Annotated in this window: 18 protein-coding genes and 2 pseudogenes; 16 read left to right on the forward strand and 4 right to left on the reverse strand. The window is 35.3% G+C overall.

Translation table 11 applies throughout. From position 1 onward, the window contains the following. From ACODS7_RS27570 to ACODS7_RS27630, 13 genes and pseudogenes are all read left to right on the forward strand, one after another. Positions 1-407: tyrosine-type recombinase/integrase (locus ACODS7_RS27570; protein WP_488828060.1), on the forward strand; the 407-nt coding region annotated here is incomplete at its 5' end. A gap of 46 nt (positions 408-453) precedes the next feature. Further along, positions 454-897, forward strand: a complete 444-nt coding sequence (locus tag ACODS7_RS27575) for a NucA/NucB deoxyribonuclease domain-containing protein (RefSeq protein WP_372587756.1) — start codon at positions 454-456, stop codon at positions 895-897. 94 nt (positions 898-991) lie between these two features. Then, positions 992-1,231, forward strand: a complete 240-nt coding sequence (locus ACODS7_RS27580; RefSeq protein ID WP_208742684.1) for a DUF3961 domain-containing protein — start codon at positions 992-994, stop codon at positions 1,229-1,231. A 180-nt stretch (positions 1,232-1,411) separates the two neighbouring features. Continuing rightward, positions 1,412-2,534, forward strand: a pseudogene (locus ACODS7_RS27585) (IS110 family RNA-guided transposase). A gap of 647 nt (positions 2,535-3,181) precedes the next feature. Next, positions 3,182-3,685 (forward strand): hypothetical protein, encoded by a 504-nt coding sequence (locus tag ACODS7_RS27590; protein WP_208743481.1) that lies wholly within the window; start codon positions 3,182-3,184, stop codon positions 3,683-3,685. Positions 3,686-3,704: 19 nt separating this feature from the next. Continuing rightward, the gene (locus tag ACODS7_RS27595; protein WP_186323859.1) at positions 3,705-3,875 is read left to right on the forward strand and encodes a hypothetical protein; all 171 of its coding nucleotides are present in this window, start codon (positions 3,705-3,707) and stop codon (positions 3,873-3,875) included. 47 nt (positions 3,876-3,922) lie between these two features. Beyond that, positions 3,923-4,276, forward strand: coding sequence for a hypothetical protein (locus ACODS7_RS27600; protein ID WP_208742685.1), 354 nt, complete (start codon positions 3,923-3,925; stop codon positions 4,274-4,276). Positions 4,277-4,465: 189 nt separating this feature from the next. Further along, a complete protein-coding gene (nrdI, locus tag ACODS7_RS27605) occupies positions 4,466-4,822 on the forward strand; it encodes a class Ib ribonucleoside-diphosphate reductase assembly flavoprotein NrdI (protein WP_208743482.1) in 357 nt (118 codons plus the stop codon). Positions 4,823-5,054: 232 nt separating this feature from the next. Further along, positions 5,055-5,189, forward strand: coding sequence for a metallothionein (locus ACODS7_RS27610; protein WP_208742686.1), 135 nt, complete (start codon positions 5,055-5,057; stop codon positions 5,187-5,189). 2 nt (positions 5,190-5,191) lie between these two features. Next, positions 5,192-5,609, forward strand: a pseudogene (locus tag ACODS7_RS27615) (hypothetical protein). A gap of 12 nt (positions 5,610-5,621) precedes the next feature. After that, positions 5,622-5,945 carry a hypothetical protein gene (locus tag ACODS7_RS27620; RefSeq protein ID WP_208742687.1) on the forward strand — a complete coding sequence of 108 codons (324 nt, stop codon included), beginning with the start codon at positions 5,622-5,624 and terminating at the stop codon, positions 5,943-5,945. Between the two features lie 12 nt (positions 5,946-5,957). Beyond that, positions 5,958-7,124, forward strand: coding sequence for an FtsK/SpoIIIE domain-containing protein (locus ACODS7_RS27625; protein WP_373371790.1), 1,167 nt, complete (start codon positions 5,958-5,960; stop codon positions 7,122-7,124). Next, positions 7,111-7,764 (forward strand): replication-relaxation family protein, encoded by a 654-nt coding sequence (locus tag ACODS7_RS27630; RefSeq protein ID WP_243169159.1) that lies wholly within the window; start codon positions 7,111-7,113, stop codon positions 7,762-7,764. Before ACODS7_RS27625 ends, ACODS7_RS27630 begins: the two co-directional genes overlap by 14 nt. 175 nt (positions 7,765-7,939) lie before the next feature. Here ACODS7_RS27630 and ACODS7_RS27635 read toward each other — a convergent pair whose 3' ends face one another. Continuing rightward, positions 7,940-8,161 carry a transcriptional regulator gene (locus ACODS7_RS27635; protein ID WP_144518243.1) on the reverse strand — a complete coding sequence of 74 codons (222 nt, stop codon included), beginning with the start codon at positions 8,159-8,161 and terminating at the stop codon, positions 7,940-7,942. 440 nt (positions 8,162-8,601) lie between these two features. Between ACODS7_RS27635 and ACODS7_RS27640 the strand changes: the two genes are divergently transcribed. Next, a complete protein-coding gene (locus ACODS7_RS27640) occupies positions 8,602-9,210 on the forward strand; it encodes a ParB N-terminal domain-containing protein (RefSeq protein ID WP_208742689.1) in 609 nt (202 codons plus the stop codon). 37 nt (positions 9,211-9,247) lie between these two features. Here the strand turns inward: ACODS7_RS27640 and ACODS7_RS27645 are convergent, their stop codons facing one another. From ACODS7_RS27645 to ACODS7_RS27655, 3 genes are all read right to left on the reverse strand, one after another. Next, on the reverse strand, positions 9,248-9,709 hold the full coding sequence (locus tag ACODS7_RS27645; RefSeq protein ID WP_243169158.1) for a MerR family transcriptional regulator: 462 nt from the start codon (positions 9,707-9,709) through the stop codon (positions 9,248-9,250). A gap of 160 nt (positions 9,710-9,869) precedes the next feature. Continuing rightward, positions 9,870-10,250 carry a hypothetical protein gene (locus ACODS7_RS27650; RefSeq protein ID WP_208742691.1) on the reverse strand — a complete coding sequence of 127 codons (381 nt, stop codon included), beginning with the start codon at positions 10,248-10,250 and terminating at the stop codon, positions 9,870-9,872. Next, positions 10,250-11,410 carry a ParM/StbA family protein gene (locus tag ACODS7_RS27655; RefSeq protein WP_243169157.1) on the reverse strand — a complete coding sequence of 387 codons (1,161 nt, stop codon included), beginning with the start codon at positions 11,408-11,410 and terminating at the stop codon, positions 10,250-10,252. The genes ACODS7_RS27650 and ACODS7_RS27655 overlap by 1 nt, the downstream gene beginning before the upstream one ends. 719 nt (positions 11,411-12,129) lie before the next feature. Here ACODS7_RS27655 and ACODS7_RS27660 point away from each other — a divergent pair. Continuing rightward, positions 12,130-13,737 carry a primase C-terminal domain-containing protein gene (locus tag ACODS7_RS27660; protein ID WP_208742694.1) on the forward strand — a complete coding sequence of 536 codons (1,608 nt, stop codon included), beginning with the start codon at positions 12,130-12,132 and terminating at the stop codon, positions 13,735-13,737. Positions 13,738-14,370: 633 nt separating this feature from the next. Continuing rightward, on the forward strand, positions 14,371-16,113 hold the full coding sequence (locus tag ACODS7_RS27665) for a hypothetical protein (RefSeq protein ID WP_488828066.1): 1,743 nt from the start codon (positions 14,371-14,373) through the stop codon (positions 16,111-16,113). The last annotated feature ends 25 nt before the right edge of the window (positions 16,114-16,138 follow it).

Genomic DNA, 16,138 nt, shown 5'->3' on the forward strand with positions numbered 1-16,138 from the left:
GGGTCAAAGACGTCAGAGGAAAAGAAATGATGAAATTAAAAATGGAGAAAACAGAGCATACCGTCGAAGTATTTTTGAATCCCGTTTTACAGCGGGAAATTGAGAAATACACAAAAGAAATGGCGGATTCCGACTGGTTGTTTCCTAGTCGTGTCGGAGATAAACCGATTACGAGACAGATGGCAGATTCCATCCTACGAAAAGCGGCAGTTGCTTGTGGGATTGATAAAGACCATTGGGGAACACATAGTATGCGAAAAACCTTCGGCTATCATTACTACAAACAAGAAAAAGATGTATACGCGTTGATGAAGTTATTTGGGCACCAAACACAATCCGAAACATTACGATACATTGGGATTGAGCAAGATGAGATGAGAAAAACAATGGATCGATTCACATTATAATCATGGATTATCAATAAATCATTTTCCAAAGGGGATGAATTAGATATTGAAGGTGAAAACATGGATTGGAGCTTTAGCGATTACCAGTGTTTTGCTTACAGGGTGTAGTAAATCAACATTTCAAGCCTCAGCATCGAATGGAAATGAAGCAAGTGGACTTGAACGAATAGAGCAAGTTTTAGAATTTCCTTCTTCTAAATATCCTGAGACAGGCGCCCACATTAAAGAAGCGATTGAAAAAGGAAAAACAAATATTTGTACAATAGATCGTAAAGGGGCGGCTGAAAGGAGAAAGCAATCTCTTGCAAATGTGCCAACAAAAAAAGGCTTTGATCGGGATGAATTTCCCATGGCGGTTTGTGCGGAAGGTGGTACAGGCGCTGATATTAAGTATATTACACCGTCCGATAATCGCGGTGCAGGTTCATTTGTAGGTAATAAATTAGATAAATTATCAGATGGAACTAAGGTTAAAATTGTTGTGAAATAAAAACGCAAAAGAAAAAGCCCTGGCTCGGTCGGGAAACTTTGACAGGACTTTTTCTAATCCGAAACTCTTGATAGCCCAGAAAGGATGATTTGTAATGACAAAAAACCTTTTAAGTACCAAAAGTGGTGAGTCTATTTTAACATACCCTCACCAACATTTTAAACCTCTCAAAAAATTTTACCATTATATTTCAGAACTTTTCAAAAAGACAAATAAATATTTCGGAATTGAAGGAAGTACTTCCGATCAAGTCTGGTTTTATGGTTTTTATGTTACTTGCATCTCTATGATCGTTCTCACGCTTATGATTACTGGTATCCTGTACGGTTTTTAATGAGCGTACATTTTCAATCTCAATAATCAACGGAATCGAAGACGTTGATACTGATTGGATATTTGATGAGATAATATGAAGTGACCTCCTAGATTATCAAGTCAGGGATTTTAACCCATAATACTGAGTGAAAACAAACATTATGAATGGGGTTACACCCTATGATAATAGGAGGCCACTATGGAAAATATAATCTATATTGGGATGGATGTCCACAAGGAAAGTTTTAGCTTATGTGCATTACACGGAACAACTGGGGAGATTGTAAGAGAAGTACGATGTGCTTCAAATGTATCTCTCGTAAAAAAATTCGTTGAGAAACTGAAAACAAAATATGGTGAAGATATAAAAATTAAAGCTGGATATGAGGCTGGTTGTTTAGGATATTCACTCCATAATCTTCTGGAACAAAACGGGATTGATTGTGATATTTTAGCTCCCACAACAATGTACAGTTCATCCAAAAACAAAATGGTGAAAAATGATCGATTCGATGCCAAAATGATTGCTCTTAATTTAGCGAATGGCACCTATAAAGAAGTATATGTTCCAGAAGAAGAGGATGTTGCCGTGAAAGAGTATATCCGCATGTTAGGTGATTTTAAAACATCTTTGAAAAAAATAAAACAACAGATAAAAGCATTCCTTTTAAGACATGGCTATGTGTATGAAGGGAAATCAAGCTGGACAATCGCTTATATGAAATGGTTAAAGAATCTTGATCTACAAGGATTGTTCAAAGAAACATTGGATGAATATCTATTACAGTATGATGTTTTAGTTGATAAAATTGAGCGGTTCAGTCTGAGATTAGAAGAATTATCTCATAGTGAAAGATATGAAGAACCAGTCGCAAAGTTAAGATGCTTAAAAGGTATAGATACAACATCGGCAATGACTGTTCATGTGGAAATTGCAGACTTCACTCGTTTTCCCACGGCTAAAGCATTTATGGCTTATGTAGGATTGACGCCAAGCAAGCGAAAGCTCAAGTGGAGAGAAAATCAGTCGACGTTCGATTACAAAACAAGGAAATTCGACCGTTAGGTCTACTCTTGTCGAATGTGCAAATGCGTTGGTAAAAGGAACAATCGGATTAAAATCGAAGCGAGTGAAAGCAAGACAAAAAGGGCAACGAAGCGAAGTGATTGCTTATGCGGATCAGGCTGTAGAAAGGTTACAAAGAAAAGATTATCGCATGATATATCAAGGGAAACCTAGAAATGTTGCCGTTACAGCTATCGCAAGAGAACTGGGGTGTTTTATATGGGGATTAGAAACAGGTAAAATTCACCGAAAATAAAGAGGGAAGGATATGAAGTTGATTCATGCATAGTTAGAAACCAAAGGTATCAATTGATGGCATAGATGAGCTTCAGAGATAGTGAATTACAGGTCTGGCTATCTATGACTCACCTCTTCTGGCATGGCTGAAATTCTGATAAACAAGCTATTTATTAGAATTTGAAAAGGTGTGATCCACGCAGTGAGATTATAAGAGCCTAACGACGGACCATTAACCTGAGGTAACCAATCCACGAATAACAGAGTGGTTAACTGTCGATAGATCTTATTTCTGAAGCTTTTGTATGCCATCAAGAAAAATATTATGGGTGAAAAACTATTGACAAAGGTCACTTCATAACAGGTTAGTAATGTTTTGCATTAAATAATTGAATAAGAGTTTAATTTTAGTACAATTTGAATGATATAGAAGAAATAAAGGCAAGAAAGGTGGTGAAAAATCGTGGACTTACAACCAATTATAACAATTCCAAAAATGGATTGGGTTCCAATAGAAGTTATGTTTATACTCCCTATTTTTATTGTAATTTTTAGTTTAGGAATTTACAGAAAGTATTTTGTTGGGAATAATGGGTGATTGTCATAAGTGGGGGGGGTGAAAGCACCCCCACTTTGAAAAAAATAAAAATAGGGGGATTTATAATGATGAACTCTGTAAGAAGGTTGAAAAGTGAAGAATTAGAAGTTGGTACAGCTGATAAATTAGGTAATTTATTGAAACAATTTGATTTTGTTGTAACAGAAGATGATTTTGAAGGGATTAGCATCTGCCAAATTCTTTATAACGGGGTCACGAAAGAGTTTGTTGCAATGAATTCCGCAGGATGGTGGGTTCCTTATAAAGACTTACATGTTGCAACAGAAAAGCTGAATGATGTAATTGCTAGGGAGTTTTTTGGCCTAGAAAAATGTGGGGAATATTGGGGAAGAGATAATACACCATTTGTAAATATGCCTATTGAAGATTTTGATGCAATTCATGAGTCAGACTTGATCTTAGAAAGGTTAGCTAGAAAGTATGACATTTTTACTATGAAAGAACGTGGCTGCTGGTATCTTACAGTAAACGGGAAAATATATACGGAAAAGCGCTTCAGGTTAACTGTATGTTTAGCAGCTATTGATACAGTAAGAAAAACAATGGAATAGTTTTCTGGAGGTGAATTAGGTGTACGTATTTGATGTACATTACCAGGTTAACGGGAGAGAACATAAAAAGTCTTGGCTGTTAGCGTGGCCAGAAGAAGGTTTTCAATTAAAAAACGAAGTCCAGGGCATATTGAATGAGGAGTATAAAGAAAAGGTAACAATCATAGAAACTGATTTAGAAGAGTTTTAGGATAAAAAGATTGAAAATTCAGTTATTTCAGAGGGAGGATAATTAAAATGATAAATGCTGTATTAAGTGAGAAAGTTGTTCATACTGGAAAAGTAGTTCGAAAAATTAAAACGCAAAAATTTATTATTTCATTAGAACCTAAGCAATATAGCACATTGAAAGGATTGGCGTATTACGGTGAAGATTTGGATGAAGTTGCTTCTGAGTTAATACGAGAAGGTATAGAATTTTCGCACATGGAGGATATACCAATCTATGATTATCAGGCATATAAGCATTTTGTAGAAATTGAGTTATCGTATTTTGAACAGCAGCTACTAAATAATTTAGCTTTAAGGCATGGTTGTTCCACTAGAAAAATGGCATATACAATATTAAATTTTATGTTAAAAACACAGTAAAAACACCCTATATAAAGATATAGAGTGGATTTACCATAGGGTATTTTGCTAATAAATAACTTTTTACCGAAAGGATTTAGTCTGGTCCACTAAATCCTTTCTTTAATCGTATAACAAATAAATACTATATTTCAATAAATTTCAAGGTTTTTTTGAATTTATAGGGGGAGGAATTTCATCATGAAAGACATCTTGGTTTGTTACGTTTCTAAAACAGGGAATGTAGAACGGTTTGTCTCCAAATTAGGAATGAAGGCGATTACAATTAAAGTAAAGGGAAATATGAAAATAGACGATAATTTTGTCTTTGTTACATATACAACAGGAGTTGGTCAAGTGCCAGAAAATGCGTTAAATTTCTTAAAAAATAATTATCATAAGTTGTTAGCTGTGGCTGCAAGTGGGAATCGGAATTGGGGGCAAAACTTTGCTAGGAGTGCGGATATACTAGCAAAGATGTACCAGGTACCTACGGTGCATAAATTCGAATTATCTGGAACTGGAAAAGACATCATTCAATTTAGGAAAAATATATGTATGATTTAACAGAAAAAATACAGTTTGAAAAGCATCTATATAGGTGTTTATTTTTAAAAACAACCTTTGACAACGTATAGGAGACAAACAGCGATGAATATCTTTTACCAAAGTAATTATCAAAGTGAATACCAAATTCATGGCCAAAACATCTATCTTGCTAGCACTACCAAAAGAAATCATCGACTTCTGTATGTTTGTAGGTGTTTTTCACTTTTGTTTATAAGGGGGAGAAAACGAAATGAACAACAAAATGATTGTAAAAGAAACGTGTGAGCATTGTCATTGTCTTTTATCGGTTTGGATGTATTGGGAGTATTACGGAAAGAAGTATTGTTCAGAGGCTTGTCAACATCTTGATAATAAGGGGAGCTGAAAATGAAAAATTCTTATGAGGTAATTGGAAATCAGATCAAGTTTTATTTACAAAACGATCCTACAAAGGGATGGAATCAAATTCAGAGTCCGCAATTTCGTAATGGGCAAGAAATATATGAATGGTGTAGAAGTTCAACAAATGAACTTGTGTGTCAATGGGATGCTTTAAATCAAAATGCAATGAGTGTGTCTGATGCTACGGATTTTCTGTATAGATGGGTTAGCTGGTATGTCACAGAACCGCTTGATAGCACAGCATTAAGAGATTCGAAAATTACCCGATGTATTGGCAGCGTTTCTTACAAATGTCCCATTTGATACGATTGAACTGATGAAAAGAGCTTCCCATATGATTTTGGAGTGTGCGTATCTTGCAATAGATTGGATACCACAGTTGTTTTCCATTTTGTTTTTTTAGGAGGAGTGAAAGGTGTTTCAAAAAAAACAGGTCATTCCTTTTCGTTCATTTATGGATCAGTCCTATAAAAAGAAAAAACAAACAAAGGTTTACAGCATTGGTCCCATCAGTCCGCTTGCATTTTTTCATATGTCACAGCCCTTTGTTCATACGTATGTTGCCTTAGGACTGTTAGGAGGGCTAACAATTGGAGCTGTTTTATTAGAAAAATACCTGGTACGAAATGATTATATATTTCAAGAAAAACTTGTTTCAGAAGGATTATACCATGGGATACGAATTGGTGGCATTGGGTTTATTGCATATGTATTTATTCGCATCGTAACGATGTTCTAAGAGGTGATACGGTTGAGAGCGTGGTTACAAAAACGAAAATATAGGTATCAATTAGAAACGGTGTTTCAAAAGGCTAAATTGTATGATGAGCATATGACACGAGGTGGAAAAATCCCTATTTATCCTAAGATTTACGATATTTCAAAGCAAAAAGAGAGTGTACGGTACACGTTTACCCTGCCAAATGGCGTTGATCCAGCGCAAATTCAGAAAAAATGGTTTTGCTTTCAGCAAATATTAGGAAAAAATCTCATGATTGAGGGAGATATCAAGAAGTTTGTACTCCATGTTTTTCACTCCAATGCGGCTTTAGAACAATATACGTATAAATACAAACAATGGCTGCCATTATTAAAAGAGTGTCGCTTGCCAGTTGTAGTCGGAAGAGATCAGTTTGGGAAACAAATTGTATATGATATGACGGAACCTAATACACCCCATTTATTAATTGCGGGAGAAACGGGGAGTGGAAAGAGTAGTATGGTACGTGTAGTTCTCTCTACTCTAATTCAATACATGTCGCCAAATCAGTTGCATTTGTACCTGGGCGATTTAAAAAACTCTGAATTTCACTTTTTAAGAAGAGTAAAACACGTAAAAGATGTATGTATGGAAGAAGTGGAAATGAAGAGCATGTTATCGAAGTTATGGAAAGAGGTATTGCATAGAAGAAAGCTGATGGAAGAATATGAATTAGGTCATATTGATGAGTACAATCAAATGAAGATAAACGAACAGATACCATACATTTTACTTGCGATTGATGAAGTGGCGATGCTACAAGATGAACAAGAATGTACTATTATCATAGAAAAAATATCCGCTGTGGGTCGGTCGCTTGGTATCTTTCTGATGTTAAGTATGCAACGGCCAGATGCTAAAGCGTTAGATGGTAAATTAAAGCTTAATATGACGGTACGGATGGGCTTTAAATGCGCAGATTCCATCAACAGCAACATTGTAGGAACACCAGGGTCAGAACACTTAGAACAATCTGGCCAAATGATTTTGAAGTTAGGTGGTTTACGAAAGGTGCAAGCTCCTTATCTAACATTAGATAAAGCGAAAGAAATCATAGAACCTTATCGTTTACCAAAACAACAAACGATTGAGAGTGATGCATTCAAAGAGCCAATACAAGAAGATGTGTTTGGAGTGTTAGACGATGCTAACGAATAGAGATAAACAAATCATAGCTCATTTACAGCAATTCCGTTGCATGTCTCGAAATGACATTATTGATTTACATTTCAAAGGCTTAAAAAACGATGTAACCTGCTGTAATACTGTCATGAAACGACTCCATCGTGAAGAATATATTGATGTGGATACATCACAGCGTCCCTATGTATACTTCCCTTTCCCCAGTCCAGTCCGTAAAAACAGTCAAAAAATACGGCACTTTTTAGCCATTGTTGATGTTTACAAACAATTACTACTAGTCGAAAAACCAAAACTGTTCCAGGTGGAACCGAAATATCAAAAAGGCTATATGGAACCGGACATCTTTACAATCTGGCGCAAAAGTCCATTCTTTATTGAAGTACAAAAGTCCATTTATAGTAAGGCTGTTATGCAAGCAAAGATAAAACGGTATGAATTATATTTTCATAGTCTGGAATGGCAAAAAGAGTCATGGCAGCCGAAACATACCACTGTATTTCCTTCTCTTCTTATTCTTACAGACTCCCAATATCCCATTTTCAGTTCAAATTTCCGCATTTTCCAGGCACCTTCTATTCAGCACTTTCTAGAACAAGTTACACCAAAACCCAAAAGTATCTCTGTGCAAGTAGGATCATCAAGAAAACAATTATAAGTGATTGTTTTTGAATAGTCTATCCAAAGAACTTAATGAAACATTTGAAAAAAATCAGATTAGACGACATTGCAGATGCTTTAAGGAACATTACAAACCAATGTTGGTGGTTGCTGAAATAGTGAAGGAAAGCACAAGATTATTTTCTTGTGCTTTTTATATTCTCGAAAAAATACTAAATATCAAAGAAATCAGTGTATTTGGCCCGAGGATCAATTTTTTTAATAGCTTTTATGACAGCGCGAAGGACTGGTACAGACGGAATATGTTCTTTATCATTGCAAAGGTGATGACATGTAGTTCGTCCGATTTTTGCTATCTTTTGAAATTCCTTTTGTTCAATTTTATTTTTATCTAGCCACTGTCCAAATTTTGTCCGCTTTCTTTGTCTGGTCATATATTTCACCTCTTTTTATATGTAACTATCAATATGATGGACAAAGTTATGTTTTTTATACTTGTGATTTCAGAAATATATATCATATGTTCGTCAAGACGAACATATGATAAAGTAAATTCATAGACAACGAAAAAACTGTAAATATTTCTTGGAATATAGCATACATATACATTGCAACACTTGTTGATAAAAACATGTATAGTGACAAGTGTTGCATCATGACTTTCGTGAAAAGATTCAGATTTTAATAGAGAAATAGTCGATTATAGGGGAACACCACTAAAAAATTAGCGGTGGTTTTCGTTTGATTTTATATAAAATATCACATACCGTAAGGGATGTGAGAAAATTGTTTTCTTTAGTGTCTAGCACAGAGGTTTAGTATAATTATAGTTAAGAATATTTAGTTTACTTTAAAGGGAATTGAGGGGGATTAAATGCATAAAATGACATTAACAGGATATGCAATTAATAAAGTCAGAGTTGTCGATGATATGTTATGTGCGTTTGAGATGGAGGAAAAGGGATCGGATAATCCGCCAAAGGGATTACCCAAGAGTACCAGGATCTCGTACACTGTATTTGCTAATAAAAAACAATTAAAGAAGGTGGGCATCGAGTTAAATAAAAAACCTAGTCAGAAGTTATTGATCCAAGGAGAACCAACTCTTGATGTACCATTAAATATTTGCCGGGGAGAAATAGGAGTAGTTTGTTTTCAAATTCAAGTTTTACCAGAAAAAAACGATACACAAGGCATTCAAGATGATCAAGAGAAAAAAGCAAAAAGTGTTCCAATGCAATATCCAAAAGGAACACAAAAGATTATAGATATCGATACTGTTGTGATTCCAGATGATTTGCAACAAAGGCCGCCAAGGGCAGAAAAAGTACAAAATATCGTTTCTTATTTTAAAAAGAAGAATGGTTTTGATGAGCCAATTACAATCAATGAAAAAGATAGTGTATTAGAGGATGGCTATGCTCGTTATTTAGCGGCAAAAGAAATGGGAATACATAAAATACCTATAGCTTATAAAAAGTGATTATGGCAGCTTAGAAGAAGTCTAATTATATAACGTTTTACTTTTTGTTTTGAAAAAAATTAAACCAACTTTTTTTCTTTGTTTGCTCTACATCGCTTACAATGTTTTGTTTTGTTTCTAGTACATGGTTTAGCATTTCAAAAATTTTTTTATCGCGTTCTTGCAAGAAGATTTTTTGTTCTTGTAGTTCTCTTAAAAGTAATGTGTTTTGTTCTTCAATCCGATTTAAGTATGTTAGCAGCTGTTCATTTTCGTCTATGACATGTACAACAGGGGAATCCCCTTCCAGGATTGTGCGGACTTCTTCTTTTGCTTTGCCTTCCTCAAATAGTTCTTTAACACGTCTTAGCACTTTCACACCACTTGCTGAAACCATCTTCCTTTTACCAATCTTTTTTATTTCAAAGAAGTGTGGGAAATGGTTAATATATCTGAAGATTGAGGTATGGCTAACTCCTAACATATCAGCCAGTTCTTGAATTGAATACCACTTTTCCATCATAACACCGCCTTTTGAATACATGGTTTTTCTTTTATTTTTAATACGGTGAGGTAGTAGAGTTATCCTGCATAGATGGTGGTGAAGTGTCCAAGAATAGGAAAAGAGGTTGCATCAATGCAACCTCTTTTCTTTATTTTGCCAAATATAATTGTGTTTCTTAAGCGTATGGATCCTCTATCTCATTTAAGGATTCCCAGGAAGTTTTTTGAGGTTCCTCTTGGGTTTCCCTAATCTCCGCTGTTTTATCATTAGATTCGACAGGAGATTGAGATAAAGAAGCTGAAGAAACAGAAATTTGTTGTTCTTCTGGCACTGTTTTTAGATGCTTTGTTTGTGCGTCTAATGAAAATGTATATTTTCTTGGTAGAATCTCCGCTATGTCTACATTGCCGACTTGTTTATGAAGCTGTTGTGCAGCATACAAAAAGAACATTGTTAAATCACTTTGTTTATTGATAAATTTCAGCATTTCGGGAGATATGTCTTTTTTGATATAGACATTTGCTCTATCTCCAGCTTTGTATACTTTACGAGCCATTATTTTTCACCAGCAGTCGTCAATACTTTTTCTTTTAACGCTTCAAATCGTGGAGAGCAAGTGTATACAAGCAACCCACGTGCGTTTACGAAAAGTGGATCTTTTAAAAAAATAACATTTGTTAAACGTTCTTTTTGTTCTAAAATTTGCTGTAGGCTTTCTTTGACGATTGCGGCACCACCACCATAAATGAATACATATGGATCATCTTTCATATCATCGATTTTATTAATAATATCAGTTGCAATGCGGTTAGCTAAGCTTAATAATGCGCCTCGTGATGCTTCTTTCAATCGAGTGTGACGTGGATGTTCTGAATCTAGATAAATTGCATTAAATTCAGCGATGCTGTCAATTGTTTTTTGTTTATTGTTTAAGTTCCACACTTTGATAATATCATGTAGGGTTTCTTTCACGCCATATGGTAACCCCCTACTCACTTTATGTTTAAAGCTAACCCCCTGGGAAACTACCTCTTCTGTTGTACCAGCACCAATATCAAAAGATAATAATATCTTATCAACAAAGTCTGTTTCTACAACTTTATCTCCCGCAATTTCCACTTTGCGCTTAATGGTTTTACCAGTTTCATCATATACAATACCCCAGGCTCCAGCGGCACCTTCTGGTAAGCATTTGCAATATTCAACTTGAATATTAACTGTTACTTCCCGTCCGCTTGGGTGATGGAATTTCACTGTATGGTGGTTCATATAACGCTGTGCATATGCTTCCGCTGTTTTAGGTGTAATTGTTGCGACTGGTAGTGCAACAGATAAATCATATTTTACATTGATTGTATCTTTGCTTGGTTGCTTTTTTATTGCACTTACTGCTAAACCAGCTAACGTTACAAGGACTACTAGATCATCCTTTGATTTATCAGATTTCTTTTCCATTTCAATTCCTTTGATGTTCTCATCTATTACCTTTTGACCAACAATGTAACGCATGTTGTTTACTGATAAGGCTGGTGAAGAGATTGTTAGATCGATATTATGTTCTAATTCTTCAACTGGAATATCTTCATCACTCAAAATGTTTGTTGCTTCTCCAATATGATGCGAATAAATACTTGGTATGAATAAAGGATCATGACCTAAAACCATTAATTTTAAACCACTATTCCCTGCGTCCGCACCAGCTTTAAGAATTGTCATATATAAAACCTCCCAAAGATTATTTTTTATTCATCAACTTAATTCCATTATATGCTAAATGGAATTAAATAGTCAATACATTTTAATACAAGTCAATATAAAATGTGCACGAAGATCCAATGGAAGTAGAAAAAACAGCGTAATTTCAGCATTTTATTGTATGTAACTGTATTAATTTGTATTGACTTGTAATTACTTTTTAAATATTAATTATATATTTATCTTGTTTAGAATAGAGATTTATTAATGATAAACAGAAAAATATTGAAGGATTGAAAGAATTACTGTATAGTGAAGTTGTCAATAAGAGTTTAAAATTTAGGGTAATTTCGAAAAATTAACATAATTTTAAATACATAGATTATTAACGAGATAGAACGGGGAATAAAAAAGGCAATAAAAAAAGAAAAAGTCGGTGCGCTAACACCAACTCTTTCTAAAAACTTTATATCAAGCTATCCAAAACATAGCTTGAAACCAAGTCAAACGAACTGCAATTCGTTTGGCTAGTTATTAATATTTTATATTAAATACAGTTGCATTGTAACATGAAATTTGTCTAATATGCAACTGTATTTATAGGGGAATTTCGACATAAAATATTGATAAAGTAGGTTTCTAATTCGTTCAGTGATTAGTATACCTATATGTGTTTCAAGGCAGGTACCGAGATAGCTTGGTATCTGCCTTTTTTGTTTCTCCAGGGAGGAGGAACGAAGATGAATGAATTTCGTCGAATATTTCAAAATCAATTCACAGAAGTAGCAAAGCGTCAAAATGATAAACAAAAAAATGGCTATGATACAGAGCACGGTTGGACGTTTTTAAGCAATGATTGCAAGGCTTTTAAAGCTGTACGTACTTATAAAACATTATTTGCAATGGTTCAAGACACTACATATTACACACCTAATACGTTTTATCGCAATGATAAGCGAGATAAGGCGTCTTTACGTTGGCTAAACACAATGGTTATTGATATTGATGTGAAAGGTAGTAATGAAGAAAACAAAGGTTTAACAGTTCCAGATGTGTTAAATCGTATTGAAGAAGCTGGACTTCCGTTGCCTTCTTTAATCGTAAAAACACCGTCTGGTGGATTTCATGTATATTTTTACTTTTCTGTAGCCAAAAGAGCGTATGTAAAAACAATCGAGTTTTATGAGCGTATTCAAAGTGAAATTGCTGAACAAATCGGTGGGGATTCCATTGCTATTGGTGCAGAACGTTATTTTCGTGTGGTGACAGCTGAAAATACAGTTTATGAGTCTAATAGTCGTGTAGCGTTCCAGGATCTTGTAGATTGGATGATTCTGCAACAAGAAGACCGTGTTTCACACAGAAAGGTTTCAGTTGGCCAGTGTAATTTATTATCTCATCCAGCTGTCAGAAAGCTTCTACAAGGTGTAGAAAAAGGGAAGAGGGATAACACTTGCTATACGCTTGCTTTAGCTTTTAAAGCGTCTGGATATACAAGAGAAGAAGCTGAAAAACATCTTCAAGAATGGAATACAAGATTAGAGCAGCCATTGGCTACATTTACAATTAAGCAAAAAGTACGTAGTGCTTTTCAGGGAACAAAGAACGGTCCAGCAGCTAGATATATACGCGAATTATCGGGTATGCCGTTTTCTTATCGGCCATTTGTAGGTAAAAAGGATCGTGAAGACCGTCAATATAGTCATATGGAAGAGTGGGAAGCTGATATTTTAGCATATTTAGAGAAACATAAGGGGGAAGTATCTGGACCTCAACGCAAGATTGCAGAAGCAATGGGAATACCGTTTTCTTCGTTTAAGGTTGTTATGGGACGGTTACAGGCTGCTGGACGTATTACGTTGTTTGTAGAAGGGAAAGGGCGCGGAGCAAAAACAACAATTGAATTAGTAGCCGAGGAGCAATCTACAGAACAAACAGAACAAGAGAATAACAGAAATACGGATTCAGTGCCGGTTATGAGCGATGCGCCTATATTGGAATCTGAAAAAAATGAGCCAAATCCGTATACACTTAAGGATTCGGTGGTGGGTGGGAGCTTTGTTTCACCTGTTATAGCTATTGATCCCGCTACGTATAACACTACTCTTCTAGATTATTTATCGCCTATGCAGCTGGCCTTTCTACACAAAGTTTCCGCTGTTCATTCTTTTCCTTTGGATCTGTTAGCTTATGTCTACTCTTTTGTTCTGGAGGAGTTCCCAGATATTTCACATGTTTATTTATTCGAGTTATTTACAACAGGTAGTTTATATCTGTTTACGAGAATAGAGGATTTATTGTTGTATGTGTTTTATGAGATTCGAAATTATTACCGATATGTGGGGTAAGTGGGATTTTTTGTTAGTTAGAGGGACGTAGTCCGAAGGCGAGGAAATGAGCTTGCGAATGACGAACCTAGGATCAAAAAAGAGCCAAGAATTTCTCCTGGCTTCCAGTGTGTACTAGGGTAATTTTCCCTGTGTGCTATGCACTTTCGTAGTATTACTTATTTTGGTGCATACACTAGTATTTAATATAGTGTTTTAGTGTCTAATATATGGATGTTATATGGATTTTTCATGAGTGGATTAAATATTGTATAAAATATTACTATAAATTGGCCATAAAACCATTGATTTCTAAGTAAATTTTAAATATAATGAATATACCCACTAATTAACAAGACACTTTTACTCCAGATGATTGATTTTCCAAATCATATCAGCTGGAGTAAATAGATAATGGTTCTACTACCCTAGATTTATTGTGGGGGGGCGTATCTTATGGTCGTCAAATTTTACTTCATCTTAGATTCCACTGTTACCAGCATAGCTAAAAATCTTAAAATACAATTGAACCCAACTATCCAAAAAAACAAATATCCTACTACAAAACCAACATGAAAAATCGCAAAAAAATTAAACTGCTGGTTGTTCTCTTACATTGTTCTTGCTTTTCCTTTGTTTGAGGGAGGATGTTGCATGAGCAAAAAATCGAATGGCACAGATTTAGATTATATTTTTGATTGGATGGGAGAACACCCAAAAGAATCTACCGCACTTTTTGGTGGTGCCTTTGTTGGGTTGTGCATTTGGAGGAAGGATTGGATTTTATCTCATCTCCCGTTTTCTTTTGAAAATGTTGAAATCTGGTATAGTTCTTTTTTGCTGTATACGAAGATATTTTGTGTGATTCTAGCTCTTATGTGGTTTATTCGTTGGCTATTCTCTGTTTTGCGAATTCAAAGGAATTTTGAATATGTGCAGTTTCTTCCTCACGAGGATGATGGTGTTTCAAAAGAAATGATTGGCCAACTTATACGTCGGATTCATGGAACGAAAAGAAAATGGATTGAAAGATTGGTTTTTGGTCGAGAGTGGTATTCTTTTGTTGTTCATTACAAAATTGATGATAGCAAGGGTGCTCAATATTGTTTTTACTTAGGTGCAGAGCGGTCCAAATTGCGTGCATTACAAGTGAATTTCAAGAGTATTTATCCACGCCTTGAATTCTTCCCAGCAAAAGATATAGAGTTTCCTGGTAAAAAGGCTGTGGGAGGACGCTTGAAGTTGAAAAGTAATAGTATAAAAAAAGCGCTTCCACTTTCTCGCTATAAAACAGATCATCTTCCAGGTATTTTGTCGCATATGCAGCCAGGAACTTGGTTGCAATTGGCTTTTAGTGCGAATGATGGGTGGAAATTAAAGAAGTCCATTGCAGCATTAGAAGAGGATATTCGTGAAGATAAAAAAGCAAGTGAGCGAACGGCGTTTGACAAAGAAGAGTTATCAAGTTTAAAGCACCGTTATGCAGGCAATGAAGTGGCTTTTGATTGTACAGTTTCACTTGCTTCTGAATGTTATCCAGGTGTTCCGATTATTAAAAATGTGGCCAATGCTATTAATTCTGTGCTACATGATGTTAATGAATTAAGATATCGTCGTTGGCGAAGAGCTGTTGAATGGTATCCTACAACAAAACCTTATCGTATGGTTTGGACGGGGAGCGAATTGGCGAATTTACTTCATTTACCACATTTTGATGACAAAGGCTTAATGAAAAAGATTTCTAAGCAAATACCGCATTCATCTCGTGGTGCAGAATTATTACCAGAAGGTGTATTGAGTAGTACTGAGGGAATTCCATTTGGTGTTCTTCATCATCCGTTTGTGAAAAACAGAGAAGTTCGTGTTCTTCCATCTGTCTTAGGAAAACATTGGTTACTTTTAGGAGTTAATGGATCTGGTAAATCGACTCTAATTAATAAGGTTTTAATGGAAAGCATTCATGGGTTTCTTGAGAGAAAGAAAGATGAAAAAACTCCAGGCTTTTCCTTTGCTGATCCAGCACAAGATACAGCCCTAGTTTTGCTGAATCAGATGTTATTGGCTGAATTAAAAGGCGCAGCTGTTGATTGGAGTCGTGTTCATTGGATTTCTTTTAAGAATACAGAATATCCTTTGGCGATGAACCTGTTGTATAAATTTCCTGGTGAGACGAATGAATTTGTAACTGATATTATCATGAAGATTATTCATGAGAACTTTCAAGTTGCGCAACAGGCTGAACGTTTACTTCGACATTGTATTGAGACTTTATTAGCTGATCCAGAGGAAACACATACACTTTTAGGTGTGAAACGGTTACTTAGGGACTATACATTTCGAAAACGTATTATTTCGCGGTTGAAGGGTAATCCACATGCCCATCAACTTAAGAAATAAGACTACCCCCAAGTGTCAAAAAACG

The sequence above is a fragment of the Bacillus sp. FG16 genome, assembly GCF_057809515.1.

Coding starts and splice junctions, on each gene's coding strand:
- ACODS7_RS27580 (WP_208742684.1), top strand. CDS start 992: ATGACAAAAAACCTTTTAAGTACCAAAAGTGGTGAGTCTATTTTAACA.
- ACODS7_RS27650 (WP_208742691.1), bottom strand. CDS start 10,250: ATGGCTCGTAAAGTATACAAAGCTGGAGATAGAGCAAATGTCTATATC.
- ACODS7_RS27600 (WP_208742685.1), top strand. CDS start 3,923: ATGATAAATGCTGTATTAAGTGAGAAAGTTGTTCATACTGGAAAAGTA.
- ACODS7_RS27630 (WP_243169159.1), top strand. CDS start 7,111: ATGCTAACGAATAGAGATAAACAAATCATAGCTCATTTACAGCAATTC.
- ACODS7_RS27665 (WP_488828066.1), top strand. CDS start 14,371: ATGAGCAAAAAATCGAATGGCACAGATTTAGATTATATTTTTGATTGG.
- ACODS7_RS27655 (WP_243169157.1), bottom strand. CDS start 11,410: ATGACAATTCTTAAAGCTGGTGCGGACGCAGGGAATAGTGGTTTAAAA.
- ACODS7_RS27660 (WP_208742694.1), top strand. CDS start 12,130: ATGAATGAATTTCGTCGAATATTTCAAAATCAATTCACAGAAGTAGCA.
- ACODS7_RS27635 (WP_144518243.1), bottom strand. CDS start 8,161: ATGACCAGACAAAGAAAGCGGACAAAATTTGGACAGTGGCTAGATAAA.
- ACODS7_RS27610 (WP_208742686.1), top strand. CDS start 5,055: ATGAACAACAAAATGATTGTAAAAGAAACGTGTGAGCATTGTCATTGT.
- ACODS7_RS27640 (WP_208742689.1), top strand. CDS start 8,602: ATGCATAAAATGACATTAACAGGATATGCAATTAATAAAGTCAGAGTT.
- ACODS7_RS27590 (WP_208743481.1), top strand. CDS start 3,182: ATGAACTCTGTAAGAAGGTTGAAAAGTGAAGAATTAGAAGTTGGTACA.
- ACODS7_RS27645 (WP_243169158.1), bottom strand. CDS start 9,709: ATGGAAAAGTGGTATTCAATTCAAGAACTGGCTGATATGTTAGGAGTT.